The 14,977-nt window shown below is 70.9% G+C and carries 14 protein-coding genes; 10 read left to right on the top strand and 4 right to left on the bottom strand.

From position 1 onward, the window contains the following. Nucleotides 1-92: 92 nt before the first annotated feature. Nucleotides 93-473 carry a hypothetical protein gene (locus V1633_RS29415; RefSeq protein WP_331217551.1) on the top strand — a complete coding sequence of 127 codons (381 nt, stop codon included), beginning with the start codon at nt 93-95 and terminating at the stop codon, nt 471-473. Here the strand turns inward: V1633_RS29415 and V1633_RS29410 are convergent. Both V1633_RS29410 and V1633_RS29405 read right to left on the bottom strand, forming a co-directional pair. Further along, a complete protein-coding gene (locus V1633_RS29410) occupies nt 446-895 on the bottom strand; it encodes a hypothetical protein (RefSeq protein WP_331217550.1) in 450 nt (149 codons plus the stop codon). The two genes, V1633_RS29415 and V1633_RS29410, sit on opposite strands and share 28 nt — an antisense overlap. A 389-nt stretch (nt 896-1,284) precedes the next feature. After that, nucleotides 1,285-2,013 carry a hypothetical protein gene (locus tag V1633_RS29405; RefSeq protein WP_331217549.1) on the bottom strand — a complete coding sequence of 243 codons (729 nt, stop codon included), beginning with the start codon at nt 2,011-2,013 and terminating at the stop codon, nt 1,285-1,287. A gap of 571 nt (nt 2,014-2,584) precedes the next feature. On the opposite strand from V1633_RS29405, the gene V1633_RS29400 reads away from it, so the two are divergent. From V1633_RS29400 to V1633_RS29375, 6 genes are all read left to right on the top strand, one after another. Continuing rightward, nucleotides 2,585-3,781 carry a WxL protein peptidoglycan domain-containing protein gene (locus tag V1633_RS29400; RefSeq protein ID WP_331217640.1) on the top strand — a complete coding sequence of 399 codons (1,197 nt, stop codon included), beginning with the start codon at nt 2,585-2,587 and terminating at the stop codon, nt 3,779-3,781. Nucleotides 3,782-3,849: 68 nt separating this feature from the next. Next, the gene (locus V1633_RS29395; protein WP_331217548.1) at nt 3,850-5,415 is read left to right on the top strand and encodes a TIGR03773 family transporter-associated surface protein; all 1,566 of its coding nucleotides are present in this window, start codon (nt 3,850-3,852) and stop codon (nt 5,413-5,415) included. 115 nt (nt 5,416-5,530) lie between these two features. After that, the gene (locus V1633_RS29390) at nt 5,531-7,153 is read left to right on the top strand and encodes an anchored repeat ABC transporter, substrate-binding protein (protein WP_331217547.1); all 1,623 of its coding nucleotides are present in this window, start codon (nt 5,531-5,533) and stop codon (nt 7,151-7,153) included. Between the two features lie 107 nt (nt 7,154-7,260). Further along, entirely contained in the window at nt 7,261-8,232 is a 972-nt protein-coding gene (locus V1633_RS29385; RefSeq protein WP_407952127.1) for a choice-of-anchor M domain-containing protein, read from the top strand. A gap of 26 nt (nt 8,233-8,258) precedes the next feature. Further along, nucleotides 8,259-8,972 (top strand): anchored repeat-type ABC transporter ATP-binding subunit, encoded by a 714-nt coding sequence (locus V1633_RS29380; RefSeq protein ID WP_407952129.1) that lies wholly within the window; start codon nt 8,259-8,261, stop codon nt 8,970-8,972. Then, the gene (locus V1633_RS29375) at nt 8,972-9,898 is read left to right on the top strand and encodes an anchored repeat-type ABC transporter permease subunit (RefSeq protein ID WP_331217545.1); all 927 of its coding nucleotides are present in this window, start codon (nt 8,972-8,974) and stop codon (nt 9,896-9,898) included. Before V1633_RS29380 ends, V1633_RS29375 begins: the two co-directional genes overlap by 1 nt. 501 nt (nt 9,899-10,399) lie before the next feature. Here the strand turns inward: V1633_RS29375 and V1633_RS29365 are convergent. Together V1633_RS29365 and V1633_RS29360 are read right to left on the bottom strand one after the other, a co-directional pair. Then, nucleotides 10,400-11,128 carry a class I SAM-dependent methyltransferase gene (locus tag V1633_RS29365; protein WP_331217544.1) on the bottom strand — a complete coding sequence of 243 codons (729 nt, stop codon included), beginning with the start codon at nt 11,126-11,128 and terminating at the stop codon, nt 10,400-10,402. Between the two features lie 161 nt (nt 11,129-11,289). Next, nucleotides 11,290-12,750 (bottom strand): choice-of-anchor M domain-containing protein, encoded by a 1,461-nt coding sequence (locus V1633_RS29360; protein ID WP_407952126.1) that lies wholly within the window; start codon nt 12,748-12,750, stop codon nt 11,290-11,292. Between the two features lie 206 nt (nt 12,751-12,956). On the opposite strand from V1633_RS29360, the gene V1633_RS29355 reads away from it, so the two are divergent. The 3 genes from V1633_RS29355 (at nt 12,957) to V1633_RS29345 (ending at nt 14,904) form a co-directional block, all read left to right on the top strand. Then, nucleotides 12,957-13,610 carry a choice-of-anchor M domain-containing protein gene (locus V1633_RS29355; RefSeq protein ID WP_331217543.1) on the top strand — a complete coding sequence of 218 codons (654 nt, stop codon included), beginning with the start codon at nt 12,957-12,959 and terminating at the stop codon, nt 13,608-13,610. A gap of 39 nt (nt 13,611-13,649) precedes the next feature. Then, nucleotides 13,650-14,297 (top strand): choice-of-anchor M domain-containing protein, encoded by a 648-nt coding sequence (locus V1633_RS29350; RefSeq protein ID WP_331217542.1) that lies wholly within the window; start codon nt 13,650-13,652, stop codon nt 14,295-14,297. A gap of 214 nt (nt 14,298-14,511) precedes the next feature. Beyond that, on the top strand, nt 14,512-14,904 hold the full coding sequence (locus tag V1633_RS29345; protein ID WP_331217541.1) for an SCO5389 family protein: 393 nt from the start codon (nt 14,512-14,514) through the stop codon (nt 14,902-14,904). The last annotated feature ends 73 nt before the right edge of the window (nt 14,905-14,977 follow it).

The raw sequence follows: 14,977 nt of genomic DNA, 5'->3' as shown, positions 1-14,977 counted from the left end.
TCTGGATCGTTGTTGACGTGGAGCGTGGCTGAGCGCTGCATCAGGAATGCGTGGGTCGTGAACCCGGTCGGCCTCTCCCCCGACTGTTGGTGGTGACGGGAGGACGAGATGACCGATGCGGCGCCCTGGTCGCGGCCGGTCTGCTCGCCGCGCTCCTGGCCTGGGCACTGCCGGGTGCCGGGGGTAACCCGACGGCCTGGCCATACTACGAGAGCCACGGCATGATGCCGTTCGCCAGAGTGCTGTTCGCCCTCACGCTCGGCGCCGCACTCGGCGCAGTCACAGGGCACTCCCGTGTCGCCATGCCGCTAGCGGTGCTACTTGTCGGCGTCAGCCAACTCGGTGGCCGGGCGGTACGCAGCCAAGTCGACCTGCCGTATTGGCCCATGCAGTCGGCCGAGGCAGCGGCCTACCTCGCCCTCACGGCCCTCCTGACCGGCATCGCCTACCTGGCCATACGCCGCCGGACCTGAACAAGAGAGGAACCCCACCGATGAGTCACAACCCGAAGCTGATCCGCCGCAGATTCGGCAGGACAACGCTGATCATCGTCATCCTGCTCGTGGCCGCAACACTCCTCGTCGGCGCGATCGTTCTGCTGAGCTGAGGCACCCCCGGCCAGGCGACTGCCAACGGCGATGCTGGCGAACCCTTCGCCCGCCCAGGCGCCGGTCACGGCGGCGAAGGTGGGTTCGTCGTGACGCGACAGCTTGCCGGCCAGCGCGATCGCGTGGGCGACCGGCTCGGTGATCCACCAGTGTTTGACGGGTAGGTCCGGGTCGAGTTTCTGCCGGACGGACCTGACGGCGGGGCTGCCGTAGTAGCCGACAACCGCGTCCTTAGTGATCATGCGCAGTTCCGACTCGCGCATCATCGACAGGGCCGCGGTGAACACAACGATTGCGCAGCATGACCTGTTCGATCGAGACCTGCCGAGGGCCCAAGTTGTCGTGCCAGGGTCCGCGGCTGCCGTCCGGGCGGGTCACCATGGCGAGATCCGGTAGCAGGCCGGGATGGCAGCGGCCGTCGGCGATCAGCGCGGCTACGGCGTCTCTGCGGCTGTGGCCGTGTGGCTTGCCGGCTTGGAAGAACGTCGGCCCGACGCCGATGATGCGGGCTACCACGTTGAGGTTGGCGAGGCTGCCGCTGCTCTCACCGGTCCTGGTGCGGCGCGTCGGCACGGTCGTCGCGGGATTGGCGAGCCAGGCGTTCAGGCGTTGAGCGACGCCGATGTCGGTGACCGGCCTTGTCTGCAGGTCGTCCCACCCGGCGAGACGGGGCTGGTCATGCGTCGAACTCCGCCCGGCTCGCCAAGGGCAGTTGAAGGACGATGCCGTCCTCGGCGATCTGCCGCCGCGCGTCGCGCGGTTCGGCGTCGGTGCGTGATCGCAGCACCTCCAGGAGGTTCGCGCGACTCTGTCCCCACAGCGCATGGAAACGGGTGGGTGTCAGCCGCAGGGCGAGATGGGCGAGGTGCTCGGCGAACAGCAGCAGTTGCGGTTCGAACGCAGCACGAACGCGTTGCGGCATTCCAGGCAGTGCGGCGGCGCCACCGGGCAGAGTTGCCCGGGACGGCCGAACGGGGGAGGCGAAGGGGTCCGAGCAGTCGGTGACGCCCATGTTGAGCTCCCCGGTCCGCAGCGCCTCGATGTCGGCCGGTTCCAGTCCCAGCGCCGCCGCCGAGCCAGGGTCGTCCAGCGACCGGGTCGCCTCCTCGTCCAGCACCATCGGCCCGGCCAGCGCCGCGTCCAGCCAGCGCCGCTGCGCGGTGGTGATCACGTCCCCGGCGATCACCCGCAACGTCGTGCCGTGCGCGTAGTGGCTGCGGAAGGTCTGCTCCGAGTGGTCGTCGGCGACATCACTGATGCGCCCGCCGAACGCGATCGCCTTCTCCACCTTGGTGGACTTGCGCAGCCGGCGGATGTCCGCCGAACCGGACACCGTTATCCCCTGCAGGCGCAGCCAATGGGCGAAATCCAGACCCTTCGACCGGGTCAGCAGCCCGGCCACCACGGCCGAGAAGCGAATCGGGGCCCTTCTGTTGTCCGTCTCACAATCCCTCACGTACGCCCGTACGGTCTACCGCACCCCGCACCCCGCACCCTGCACCCTGCACGCTGGCGGACGCGGGCCGGCTGTATGTCTTCCATTGCGACGGCGAGTTGACCTACCGGCGCTGTCGGGACGGTCCGCGCCACCACCTGGTGTGCGAGGTGTGCGGGCTGGTCGTGGAGCGGTCCGCCGACACGGTGACCCGCTGGCTCCAGCAGGTGCGCGTGGACGAGGACTTCGTGCCCAACGCGCAGCACGGTGACCTGCATGGAGTTGTGCGGAACCTGCCTACGCGCCGATCGCCGCACCCCCAGCGACGGGCGGTGACCGTTATGCCGACCTGGCACACGGCGGGGGCCGGGCCGCGCCCCCAGCGTCCGCGACTGACCTGGCGGGCGCCCTGATGAAAACGAAAACGGTTACCCTTATACTCTTGTTCTGGTGCCGAAGCCGACCGGTGACGAACGGTTCCCGAACGCCGGGCGGCTCAGGCGCCGGTCACGCCCCTACCCGAACGGATTCGCCAGCCACCATGCGTCTGTCCACCACCATCGCCACCGTTGTTGCCGGCACTGTCATCGCCGTGCTCGGCACGGTCCCGGTGGCCGCCGCGCCCGGACCGACGCCGACGCCGAACAGCAATGTGCCCGTCCGACCGGCGCGGGTGACCTGGGGCGTGACACCGTCGAGCCCGGCCGGGCCCGACGGGCGGGCGAGCTTCGGCTACAAGCTCGATCCCGGTGGCACGGTGACGGACTACGTGGCGGTGACCAACCACTCCGCCCGGCCGCTGACGCTGAATCTCTACGCCAGCGACGCCGTCACCGCCGCTCAGGGCGGCTTTGACCTGCTGCCCGGGGGGCAGCGGCCGGTCGACGTGGGTTCCTGGGTGCGGCTCACCGCTGCGACGCTGACGATCCCGTCGACGTCGCGGATGGACGTGCCGTTCACCCTGACCGTGCCCGAGAACGCCACCCCGGGCGACCACGTCGGCGGCATCGTGGCGTCGCTCGCCGCCCCCGGCACCGACGGGCAGGGTAACCAGGTCGCGGTCGACCACCGGGTCGGCGCGCGGATCTACCTGCGCGTCACCGGCGCACTGCGGCCGGCGTTGGCTCTGGAGGACCTTCGGATAGCTCACCGTGCTTCCGGTAACCCGTTCGCCGGAGGCGAGATCGTCGCCACGGCAACGATCCGGAACACCGGGAACGTTCGGCTCGCCGGACAGTCAACCGTCGACTCGGCAGGGCCCTTCGGCCTGGGGGTTCGCAGTGCGTCCGGCGCGGCGTTGCCGGAGATCCTGCCGGGTGACGCGGTCCAGGCCACTGTCCGGCTTCCGGGGGTGCCGCCGTTGTTCCGGCTCACGGTCACCACCACCGTCGTTCCGACGGCCGTCGAAGGTCAGGTGCTCGAGCCGCCGCCGGGTGCGGTGTCGGAGGCGGTCACCGTCTGGGCCGTGCCGTGGCTCCAACTGCTGCTCGTCGCACTCGTCGTCGGGGCGGTGTGGGCGCTGCTGATGGTCCGCCGCCACAGGCGTCGCCGTGCGGCCCGGCGCCTGGCGCAGGCCGTTGCCGAGGCTCGCGAGCAGGGCCGTGCCGAAGCCACCGTGACAGCCGCCGCCACGCCGTCAGGACAACCAGGTGGCACGGGCCCACCATCGCAGCCGGACAGGCGCACGCCGGATGCCGCACCCGAGCCGCCGACGCCGGCCCCGGGCGCCGAACCGTGACCGGACGAGACGTGCCGGCGAACCGGCCGCGACATCGACAACGACCCCCGAGTGGAGCGAGGCAGGAGATGAGAAGAAGAGCAGCGGTACGGGTCGGCGTGGCCGCGCTGGCCCTGGCCGTACTGTCGCTGGCCGGCACTGCCGCACCGGTGGGCGCCGCGCCGACGCCGGTCGACCCGGCGGGGGCGGATCTGGTGTCCCTCGCCGTCGTCGACGGTGACCTTTCGATGCGGGTCCGCGACGCCAGCCAGCTCGTCCGGAACGAGGACGGGCACACTCCGGCCGACGTGCTGCTGAGCCCGGAGGGCGGCGTGACGGTACGAGTGCCGGACAACCCGCAGTTCTCGTTCCTCGGTACGGCCGGTCGGATGGTCTGGTCGCTCACCTCCGGTGATGCGGGTATGCCCGGGTTCGACACCACGCGGGTGGAACGGGGGGCCGTCCGGGGCGACGCGGTGACCGTGTCGCTGACGGCGGTGGAGGGACCCGGCCGATTCGCCGTCTACACCGTCACCGGTCTCGGGACGGCCCGGCAACTGCTCGGCGTGGATGCCCGGGACGTGTCGCTGCCGGCCGCCAGCCGTACCCCGGTGGTCTGGGCGTTCGGCGAGGCCGGGGACTATCGGCTGACGCTCGCCTCGTCGGCGACCCTGACGACGGGCGCGACGGTGACGGCCGAGGCGACGTACCAGGTCAGCGTCCCGCCGCTGCGGCCGGGACCGGCGCTGCCGCCGCCCGCCGCGGCGGCTCCGGTCGAGCCGGCCCGCCAGTCGCCGCTGACCGAGGCCAAGGCACCCGCGGCGCCACGGGCCGCGCCGCTGTCCACACCGTCGATGTCGCAGCCGATGGCCGTGAACGCCGCGCCGGCCGCCGCTGAGCGCAGGGTGATCTCGGACGGGCACGTCGACATGGGGCCACAGCTCGTGGGCGGGGACTGGACGATCCGGATCAAGGACGACGCGGTCAGCCCGGCGGTGTGGCGGGAGTTGGCCGACGTGGTCCTGCATGCCAAGGACAACGCGAAGACGAAGGTCCCGGCCGGGAGTGACTTCCTGGGCAAGGAGGGTGACGAGGTCTGGGTGTTGCCGCAGGGGCAGCTTCCCGGGATCGTCTGGCCGGGTTGGAACACCCAGCACGAGTCGGTGGTCTCCGGGATTCGGGGCGACGTGACGTGGACCCTCGCCGGGGTCGACGGGCCGGGCCGGTTCACGCTCTTCCTGACCAAACCGTTCGGCGGCGCCGACGTGCTCTTCGACTCGGCGAAGGCGCTGCCGCAGCAGCTGGCGATTCCGCTGAACACCCACGCGCACGGTAGCTGGGCGTTCAGCGAGCCGGGCCTCTACCGGCTGAGCGTGCAGATGAGCGGCACCACCACGGACGGCCGGGCGGTCACCGACACCAAGACCCTGGCGATAGCGGTGGGCGACGACACCGATCCAGGTCCGGGCTTCGGTGGCGGCTCCGGCGACGGGTCGGGCGATGAGGCGGGCGACGGCAGGCTGCCGCGTACCGGTGAGTCCTGGATTCTTCCGGCGGTGGGCGGAGGACTGCTCCTCGTGCTGGCCGGTGCCCTGCTGATCCTTGCCGCACGACGTCGCGGCAGGGCTGGCACCGGGGCGATCACCACACCGTAACTAGATTCTTCCAGAGCTGATAACCATTCCCATTTCCGTGCTGCCGGTCGGCGCGACGCGCGGCACGGTGGCGGGGATCAACCGGCGCCGCCGCGCCGAGCGAGGAGGTACGCGGATGCCCGCTACCGCCGTTACCCGGGCCCGCCCGCCCGCTCGCCACACCGTCCTGCGCGTCCGGCTGCTGCCGGCGGTGGTGCCGCTGCTGTTCGCGGTGCTGACCGCCGGCTGCAAGTCGGAAGTGACGCTGAGTGCCCACGACGAGCGGCTCCAGGTCGTCACCACCACTGGCATCCTGCGCGACCTGGTCAGCCATGTCGGCGGTGACCGGGTGCGGGTCAGCGCGCTGGTGCCCGACGGCGCCGACCCGCACAGTTACGAGCCGACACTGCGGGACGTCCGCAACGTCGTGTACGCCGACGTCGCGTTCAGCAACTACCTGCTGCTGGAGGAGCAGGCCGTCATCAAGGCGCTGGACGCGAACCTGCGCGACGGTGTACCGAACATCTCGCTGGCCGAGGGCGCGGTGAAGTACGCGGCGGAGATCATCCCGCTGGTCGAGGACGTCTCGCTGGACACCCTCTGGCTCGGCATGCGGGTCCGCGGCACCGGCACGGCGCACGGCGCCAACCGCTCCTCCGATGTGCTGCTGCACGCCACCGCCGTGGAGGGCCCCGGAAAACTCGTCGCCTACCTGACCAAGTCCTTCGGCGACCCGTCGTTCTATGTCGACTCCACCGACGGGTTCGACCCGTCCAACGGCTACCGGGACGACACCGCGACCCTGCCACCGGACGCGCACACCCACATGAGCTGGGCGTTCACCGAGCCGGGCGTCTACCGACTGGCGATGCGGGCAGAGCTCGCGGTCACCCCGGACACCGCGCCCATCCCCATGGGCGAGCGGGTCTTCACCTTCGCCGTCGGGGTCGATCCGCATTCGGTGCCGGGGATGGCGGGCGCGGCGGTGCTGAACTCCGGGCACGCGGACATCAGTGTGGACCTCGATCAGGGACGGCTGTACCTGTTCGCCGACCCGGAAGGCAGCGGCGAGGTGAGTCAGCGGGTGTACGACCCGGCCAGCACGGTGATCGAGGTGCCGAACAAGGCACTGCGGGAGGTGCCCGGCGACCGCAGGTTTCGTTTCCTCGGCCGGCCCGGTACCCAGGTCTACCAACTGCCGCAGGCGGTGCTGGGCAAGCACGTGCACGGCGAGATCGACCCGCACCTGTGGCAGAACGTCCGCAACGCCATCTCCTATGTGGAGCTTATCCGGGACACCCTGATCGGGGTGGACCCCCAGGGCGCGGCGGCGTACCGCGCCAACGCCTCGACCTACGTCGGCGAGCTCGAACGACTGGATGGCTTCGTCCGCGACACGGTCGCCCGGATCCCGCCCACGCGGCGTCACCTGGTCACTACCCACGACGCGTTCGGCTACCTGGGCCAGGCGTACGGCATCGAGATCTCGGGCTTCGTCACCCCGAATCCTGCGACCGAACCGAGTCTGGCCGACCGGCGCCGACTGACCGAGACGATCCGCAACCTCGACATCCCCGCCGTGTTCCTGGAACCGAACCTGGCGGCCCGCTCCACCACCCTGACCGAGGTGGCCCGGGAGGAGGGGCTGCGGATCTGCCGGATCTACGGCGACACCTTCGACGATGAGGTGACCGACTACGTGGCGATGATGCGGTTCAACGCTGAATCGCTGCACGACTGCCTGGGCACGGCACGATGAGGGAGGAAGTAGTGACGGCAGGAGGAGCGCGCCGCTGGGCCGTCCCGGAGCGCCGGGACGTGGTGCAAGGGGCGACGCGCGGGCGGAGCGCCCGCACGATCACGACCATGTTGCGATGCGTCGCGGTGACGATGGTCGTGCTGATGGCGACGGCCACCCCGGCGCTCGCCGAGCGGCCGGGTTCCGTGCCCGCCGCGCAGCCGAGCCCGGGCCTCCAACAGTCGATCGCGGCGGACCAGCCGCTGGCCACCGGCCGGGTGACTCTGGCGACCGGGCACGTGGACATCGGTCCCCGCTACGTCGACGACAAATGGAGCCTCTTGATCCACGACGGCACCCGGGCGCAGCCGGTGTGGCGCGACCCCGACGAGACCGTGCTGCGGGTCTCCGACGCGGCGGTGCAGACCGTGCCCGACGATCCGGCGTACGCCTTCCTCGGCGTCGACGCCGGCAAGCGGGTGTACGTGGTGCCGCAGGTCCAGAACCAGGATGTGGTCTGGCTCGGCTGGAACACCCAGGACCCCCGAGTGATGCAGACGATCGACCGCGGCGTCACGCTGCACCTGCTCGGCGTACGGGGGCCGGGCACGCTCACCACCTTCCTCCAGTCCGGCAACTTCGCCGCACCGCAGGTGCTGTGGCGGAGCGCGGGGCCGGCCGGGCAGCCGGCGGCCCAGCCGTTCTGGGTCGAGGTCAACACTCACACCCACGCCAACTGGGTCTTCACCGTTCCCGGCGTCTACCTGGTCACGATCCAGGTCTCCGCCGACCTGGTCAGTGGCGAGAAGGTTTCCGCGACCCGGACATTGCGGTTCGCGGTCGGCGACGCGACCAGCACCGACGAGGCGTTCGCCGCCACGGCGGACGTCCCCGGACCCGGCGGCCCGGCGCCTGCCAGCGACGAGCGGACCGAGGGCGGCGACCCGTCCGGCGGTCCCGGCACGCTGCTGCTGACCGCGCTGATCGGAGTCGCCGTCCTGCTCGCTGTCGCGCTGGTCGTGGTCCTGACCCGGGGGGCCGCCGCGAAGCGCCGAGCCGAACGCGAACGTACCGCGTCGTCGCCGGATGGTCGGTCGTGAGAGCACTGGAGATCGAGAAGCTGGACGTGGACCTCGGCGGTCGGCCGGTGCTGCGGAACGTCCGGCTGCATGTCGACGCCGGGGAACTGGTCGGGTTGCTCGGCCCCAACGGTGCCGGCAAGACCACCCTGCTCCGCGCCGTCCTGGCCCTGGTGCGCACCAGGGCCGGCCGGGTGTTGGTGGACGGGAAGGCGTCCCGTGCCGGACGCTCGACGATCGGGTACGTCCCGCAGCGCCACGAGTTCACCTGGGACTTCCCGATCTCGGTCGAACACGCGGTACTGAGCGGTCGGACCGGCCGGATCGGTCTGCTCCGCCGACCCGGTGTCGACGACTGGCGGGCGGTCGGCGACGCGCTCGACCGGGTGCAACTCGCCGGTTTGCGCCGACGCCCGGTCGGCGAGCTCTCCGGCGGGCAGCGTCAACGCGTTCTGGTCGCCCGCGCCCTCGCGCTGGCGCCGCGCATCCTGCTGCTCGACGAGCCGTTCACCGGACTCGACATGCCCACCCAGGAGATGCTCGGCGACCTGTTCGTCAGCCTCGCCGCCGAGGGCAGGGCGGTGCTGATGACCACCCACGACCTGGTCGCCGCCATGGAGTCCTGTACGCGGCTGGTCCTGCTCAACCGCACCGTGATCGCCGACGGCCACCCGGAGGAGCTCCAGGACGTCGAGGTGTGGATGCGCACCTTCGGGGTCAGCGAGACCTCCCCGCTGTTGAAACTCGTGAGGGCGGCCTAGTGTCCATCACCGACTTCCTTACCGACCTCTTCAACCCCGACCTCGCGTTCCTGCCCAAGGCCCTGGCGATCGCGGTCATGTCCAGCGTCGTCTGCGGGGTGGTCGGCTGCTACGTCGTACTCCGGGGGATGGCCTTCATCGGCGACGCGGTCGCGCACGCGGTCTTCCCCGGCCTCGCGATCGCCTTCGTCCTACAGGGCAGCCTGGTCCTCGGCGGCGCTGTCGCCGGCGTGGCGACCGCCCTGCTGATCGCGATCTTCGCGCAGAACCGGCGGCTCAAGGAGGACTCCCTGATCGGCGTCTTCCTGGTCGCCACGTTCGCCCTCGGCATCGTGATCATTTCGCAGGCGCCCGGGTACGCTGGCTCGCTGCAACAGTTCCTCTTCGGTTCGATCACCGGCATCCCGGACCGGGACCTCTACCTCGTCGGTGGCACCGGACTTGTCATCCTCGGCCTGGTCTTCGCGCTGCACAAGGAGTTCGTCGCGGTCTGCCTGGACCGGGAGATGGCCCGCTCGCTGGGGTTGCCGGTGTTCTGGCTCGACATCGTGCTCTACGTGCTGGTGACGCTGGCCGTGGTGATCTCGCTGCAGACCATCGGCAACATCCTCGTCCTGGCACTGTTGATCACTCCCGCGGCGGCGGCCCGGCTGCTCACCGACCGGCTCGGCGTGATGATGCTGCTGTCCCCGGCGATCGGCGGCACCTCCGCGCTCGTCGGGCTCTACCTGTCGTGGAGTTACGACACCCCGGTCGGTGGCACGATCGTGCTGGTCGCCACTGCGGTTTTCCTCCTCGCCTGGCTCTTCGCGCCGCGGCACGGCCTGCTGACCCGTCGCTGGCGCCGTCCCGCAACGGCCGAGTCGGCCGGCGGTCATCGGGACGACCTCGCGGGCGCCGGGGAGGCGTCGCCGGCCGTCCCGTAGCCGGACGACAGGGCGGGCTCCACCGGCCATGCGCGGCGGCGCAGCAGCCGCAGCCCGTTGAGCGCCACGAGGACCGTGGAGCCCTCGTGCCCCGCGACGGCCAGCGGCAGCGGCAGCGTGCCCAGGATGTCCCGGCTCGTGAGCACAACGATGGCTGTGCGCTGGCGAGAGTCGGTCCGGCAGCAGGTGGGCGGGACTGCCGACGCCGATGGTGCGCCCTCGACCCGGGCGGTCACTCCCCGGCCGGGATGCGCGACCAAGCCGGTAACGGCGGGCGGGACCAGGCCACGGTCGCGAGCGGCGGAGACTGTCGCGGCGGCGAGGTGATGTTCACTCGGCCGCTCGGCGGCGGTCGTAGGTCGGGGCGCCACGGTCGAAAACCCCGGTCATCTCCTGTTTCGTGCGGGCCGCCTCGTCCTCGTCGGTGCTGTCGTGCACGTCGGGTCTCCTCACAGAGGTGTTTCCAGCAGGCGAGCGCTCGCCGAGTGGCCGGTGTCCGGGTCAGCCGTGCGGTGTGGCCACCACGACGTCCAGCTCGCCGACGGTGGCGGTGAAGCCGGCGCCGGCAAGCTCGCCGAGCAGCTCCGTCGCGGAGATCACGTGCCAGGGGTACGCCACGACAAGCTCGCGTTCGACGATGCCGTCCTGGCTGAGGCTGCGGTAGCTCATCGTCCACGTGACGGTGCCGTTCCCGGCGGGGCGGGCTTCGCCGCTGCCCTGGTAGGTGCGGCCGCCGATGGTGATGCTCGCGAACGGGGTCGGCGGGATGGTGGTCACCTCGGCGGGTGGTTGCAGGTTCACGATCAGCGGCGCGGAGGGTGCCAGCCGCTCGCGCAGGTCGGCCCAGAGCGTCCGGCGTTGCTCCGGGTCGAGGTGGCCGAGCATGTTCATCGCGAGTACCCCGCCCAGGCGGGCCGGGGGCATCCAGTCCTGGATGCCGGCGGCGATCACGATCACCCTCGGGCGCAGCGACTCGTTGTCGACGAGCCGGGACAGCAGTACCGCGCGGAGGATCGGTGACGGCTCCACCGCGACGATCTCGGCGGTCGGTAGCGTCTCCGCCACGAGGAGAGTACCCAGCCCGGACCCGGCGCCGATGTCGAGGATCGGCCCCTGTTCCGGGACGGCCCGGTGCAGTGCCGCGACGACCGGCGGCCGGAACGCCTGCCAGACGTCCCGGCTGAACACGTCGATGAACTCACCGGATTCCGCATAGCGGTCGGCCGTCATGGGTTGTTTGCCCTCCTGTCGACAGTGCTGGATGGTCACATCGGTCCGCCCCGCGACCGGCCCCGGTCTGCCTGGGCAGCGCTTGGAAGCGTCTCGGCAGCCGTGGTCTGTGCGCTCACGGCTGCCGAGACGAGTTTTTTCCAGATGGGTGGTCAGCTTCCTCAGATGGCGGTCAGGGTCAGTGTCGCGACGTACTGTCCCGCGGCGGTGTCGGTCGGCAGTTCCAGGTTCAGTCCGGCGCCGAGCCGGGCGGTGCCCCGGCCATCGCCGGCCGGTGCGGTGCCGAGCACACTGCTCGAGGCCAGGCCGTTCCCGGCGGTGAAGCCGGGGGCGACGGTCGGGCCCGCGACGATTCCCTGACCCTGGGCCTGGGCCAGCACGGTCGGCGTCCAGCCGAGGTACTTCCCGCCGACCCGGGCCTGTGCGGCGGTGAAGTCACCGAGCTGTCCGGCGACGTTCCAGCCGGGGTTACCCGGCCGGGTGTCGGTCACGGTGACCGGACGCAGGTCGCCGCTGCTCTGCCACCGGTCACCGCCCGGAGACAGGGCGGCCGCCGGCAGGTTCACCGTACGGTCGTCGGGGTCGACGCTGACCACCAGCGAGCCCTGCGCCCCGACGGTGACCTTGATGGTCTGCGACGCCGCCGGAGCGCCGGCGTCCTCGACGTTCAGAGTCACCGGGGCGCTCTCGGCCACCAGCACGTCACCGTCCCGGTAGAGGCGGGCCAGATACTGGCAGTCGTCCAACTGCGCGGTGGCGGTGAACGAGTACGCCGCGGACACCTCGCTCGGTATCTCGGCGAACTCCGCCGCCCCCGGGCACCTGCTGAACCAGCGGTACCGGTCCAGGTCGGTGACCGGATTCTGTACGGCGGTCAGGGTCACCACCGCGCCCGGGGTGTAACCCGGTCGCAGGCCCTGCACGGACAGCTCGACCTCCGGGTCCGGATCCGGCAGGTCACCGACCACGAAGTGGTACGGCACCGGGCCGGTCGAGATCGGCGTGCCGTCTGCCAGCGTGGCGTCGGCCTGGAAGGTCAGCGTGTAGCTGCCCAGGGCGCTGAAGACCCAGTTGGCGTGGGCGTGGGTGAGGATTGGCACGTCGATCACGTCCGGCAGTCCGTCGTCGCTGCGGAACTTGATCAGCGGCTGGCCGACCGGGTCGGTCATGAAGACCGACACCCGGCCCGGGCCGGCCACCTCGACCACACTCAGGCGCACCTTGTTGCCCTGGAACACGCCGGATCGCAGCGTGGTGGTGTTCCAGCCCGGCCACAGCAGGTTCGGTTCCTGGGTCATCGGCAGCATCCAGATCGTCGAGCCCGCCGGCCCGAGGAACGCGTACGCCGGAAGGTCCGGTACCTCGACCGCGGCTTCCGGCCGGACCTGGAAGGTCACGTCCTGCGGATCGCGGGTGATTGACGGTTCCACGGTGTCGTCGTGCACCTTGAGCACGAGCTGGCCACCCTCGTAGTGCACGTCGACCGCATCGGTGTGGCCGGCGGACAGCACGACCTTCTCCTGGGCCATTGCCGGTGTGGCACCGGGCAGCAGCAGGCCACCGAGGCACACGACGGCGGCTCCGGCAGCCGCGGCAAGACGCTTGGGATTTCTCGTCGTCATCCTCCCCCCACTTCTTTCGCGAAATGAAAACGGATATCAGGTTCGCGGGGAAGCTAGCACGGTCTCCGGAAACATGTCGAGCGGGCGAGACCGACCCATCCCGGAGGGTCCATGGTGTCGACCGTGCCGCACCCTTGACAGCTTACTGAAAACGATTACCGTTTGCTATTGTCGTGGCGCGGCGCCACGGCGTGAGGAGGATTCGTATGCGAGCCAGGATGACCGCGTTGACCGGCGTCACCGCGGCGATCACGGCCGGTCTGCTGGCCGGGGCCGCACCCGCCCAGGCGGCCGTGGTGCAACTGTCCTGGGGGCACGTCGATGCGGTGGACGTGGCCTTCGAGGACGGCGAGTTCGAGATCTCCGTCCACGACGAGACCGTGGACCCCGACGTGGAGCGCGACCCGGCCGACGTGATCTTCGTCGCCAAGCCGGAAGCGGCGGTGACCGTGCCGGACGACCCGGCGTACGCATTCCTCGGCGCCCCGGGCACGACCGTCCACATTCTTCCCGAGGTCCAGGACGAGAACCTGCTCTGGGCCGGCCTGGCCACCGAGGAAGTGGAGGCGGGCGTCTTCGTCGACGACAGCGTCCGGATCCGGTTCACCCGGGTGATCAGCCCGGACGGGTTCAGCCTCTTCGTCACCGACCCGGTCGGCGCGCCGCAGGTGCTGGTCGACAGCGAGGACGGCCTGCCCGACGTGGTCACCCGGCCCGTCGGTAGCCACATGCACGTCAACTGGGCGTTCGAGCGGGCCGGCACCTACCGGATCAAGGTCGACGTGACCGGCAAGTTGGCCGCGACCGGCGAGCGCGTCACCTCCGACCCGGTGTGGCTCACCTTCAAGGTCAAGAGCTGAGCCCTTCCCGATTCCTGCGTCCCGAAAACTGGAGAAGCGATGAGATTCGTCCACCGGACGCTGGCCCTCGCGGCGGCCGCGACCGCCGCCGTCCTCGGCCTGACCGCCACCCCCGCGGCGGCGGCAACCATGGAGACCGGTCACGTCGACGCCCTTGACGTCGACTACGCCGTCGGAGCCCTCACCCTCGACATCAGGTCGTACAGCCCCGCCAACGACGACCTGTCGCCGGCGGGTACGACGCTGCGACTGCGGTCGAGCTCGGCCATCACGGTGCCGAGTGGATCCGCCTGGAGCTGCCTCGGCGCCGCCGGGTCGACCGTCTACGTCGCCCCGCAGGCCGAGAACGCCGGTCTGATCTGGGCGGGGTGGAACACCGAGGATGTGCCGGCGGCACAGGGGCCGGTGCGGATGGAGTTGGTCGGTGTGTCGTCGGTGCCGGCCGGCGGCCGGTTCGCCCTCTACACCACCAACGCCTTCGGCTCGCCGACCTTCCGGCTCAACTCCAACAGCGCCGCCGGCTGCCCGATTTCGATCTGGCCCGGCAACATCGGCGCCGGTGGCCACGCCCACGGCAACTGGGCCTTCTCGGCACCGGGTACCTACACCCTCTCGTTCCGGGCCACCGCGCAGGGCGGTGCCGGAGTTGCCAGCCCCACCGTCAACTACACGTTCCAGATCGGCTGACGGACGCAGCCCTGACCGCCGCGCCCCCGACCGCCCGCCTCGGACAGTCGGGGGGCGTGGCCCCCGCTGCCCATGCGCCCGGAGGACGCATCTGGCGGCCAGTGGGACGGCCCGCGAGGGCTGGACGGGCGAATGGCGATCAGGCAAGGTAGGAATCGCGGTTAGTGCATTCACCGACACCGACGGTGATGCTTCCGACCATTGAGGAGTCTGCATGTCCCTCGACGTACCCACCGCACTGCTGGAACGGGCCGAGGCCGGCCCGGTCGGCGATGCCGAGTTCGTCGCCTGCGTACGCGACTCGCTGCCCTACGCCTGGGCAGTGGTGAGCGAGGTCGCCGCCGACCTCGACCGCGACGGCGGCGACTTCGCCGACCACGCCGTACCGCCGCCGAGCGAGGCCGAGCGGGGGCAACTGCTGCGGGCGCTGGCCAGCGACGCGATCCGGGGAGCACTGGAACGCCACTTCGGGGTGAAGCTGGCGTTCCAGAACTGCCACCGGGTCGCCGCGTTCCCACCGTCGGCGGTAGACGGTGAGCGGTACCGCGCCTTCGTCTCGACCCGAGGCCAACTGCTCAACCAGTCACCCGAGCTGCGTGACTGCTGACCCGCCGCCCGTGGGCGGGCGGCCCCGCCGCCCCCCCCCCCCGCCCGTTGCAAAGACCCCGCCCGCACCCCCC

The sequence above is a fragment of the Plantactinospora sonchi genome (genome assembly GCF_036422035.1).
Lineage (GTDB): Bacteria > Actinomycetota > Actinomycetes > Mycobacteriales > Micromonosporaceae > Plantactinospora > Plantactinospora sonchi.
This window is presented reverse-complemented; position numbering and strand designations above follow the sequence as displayed.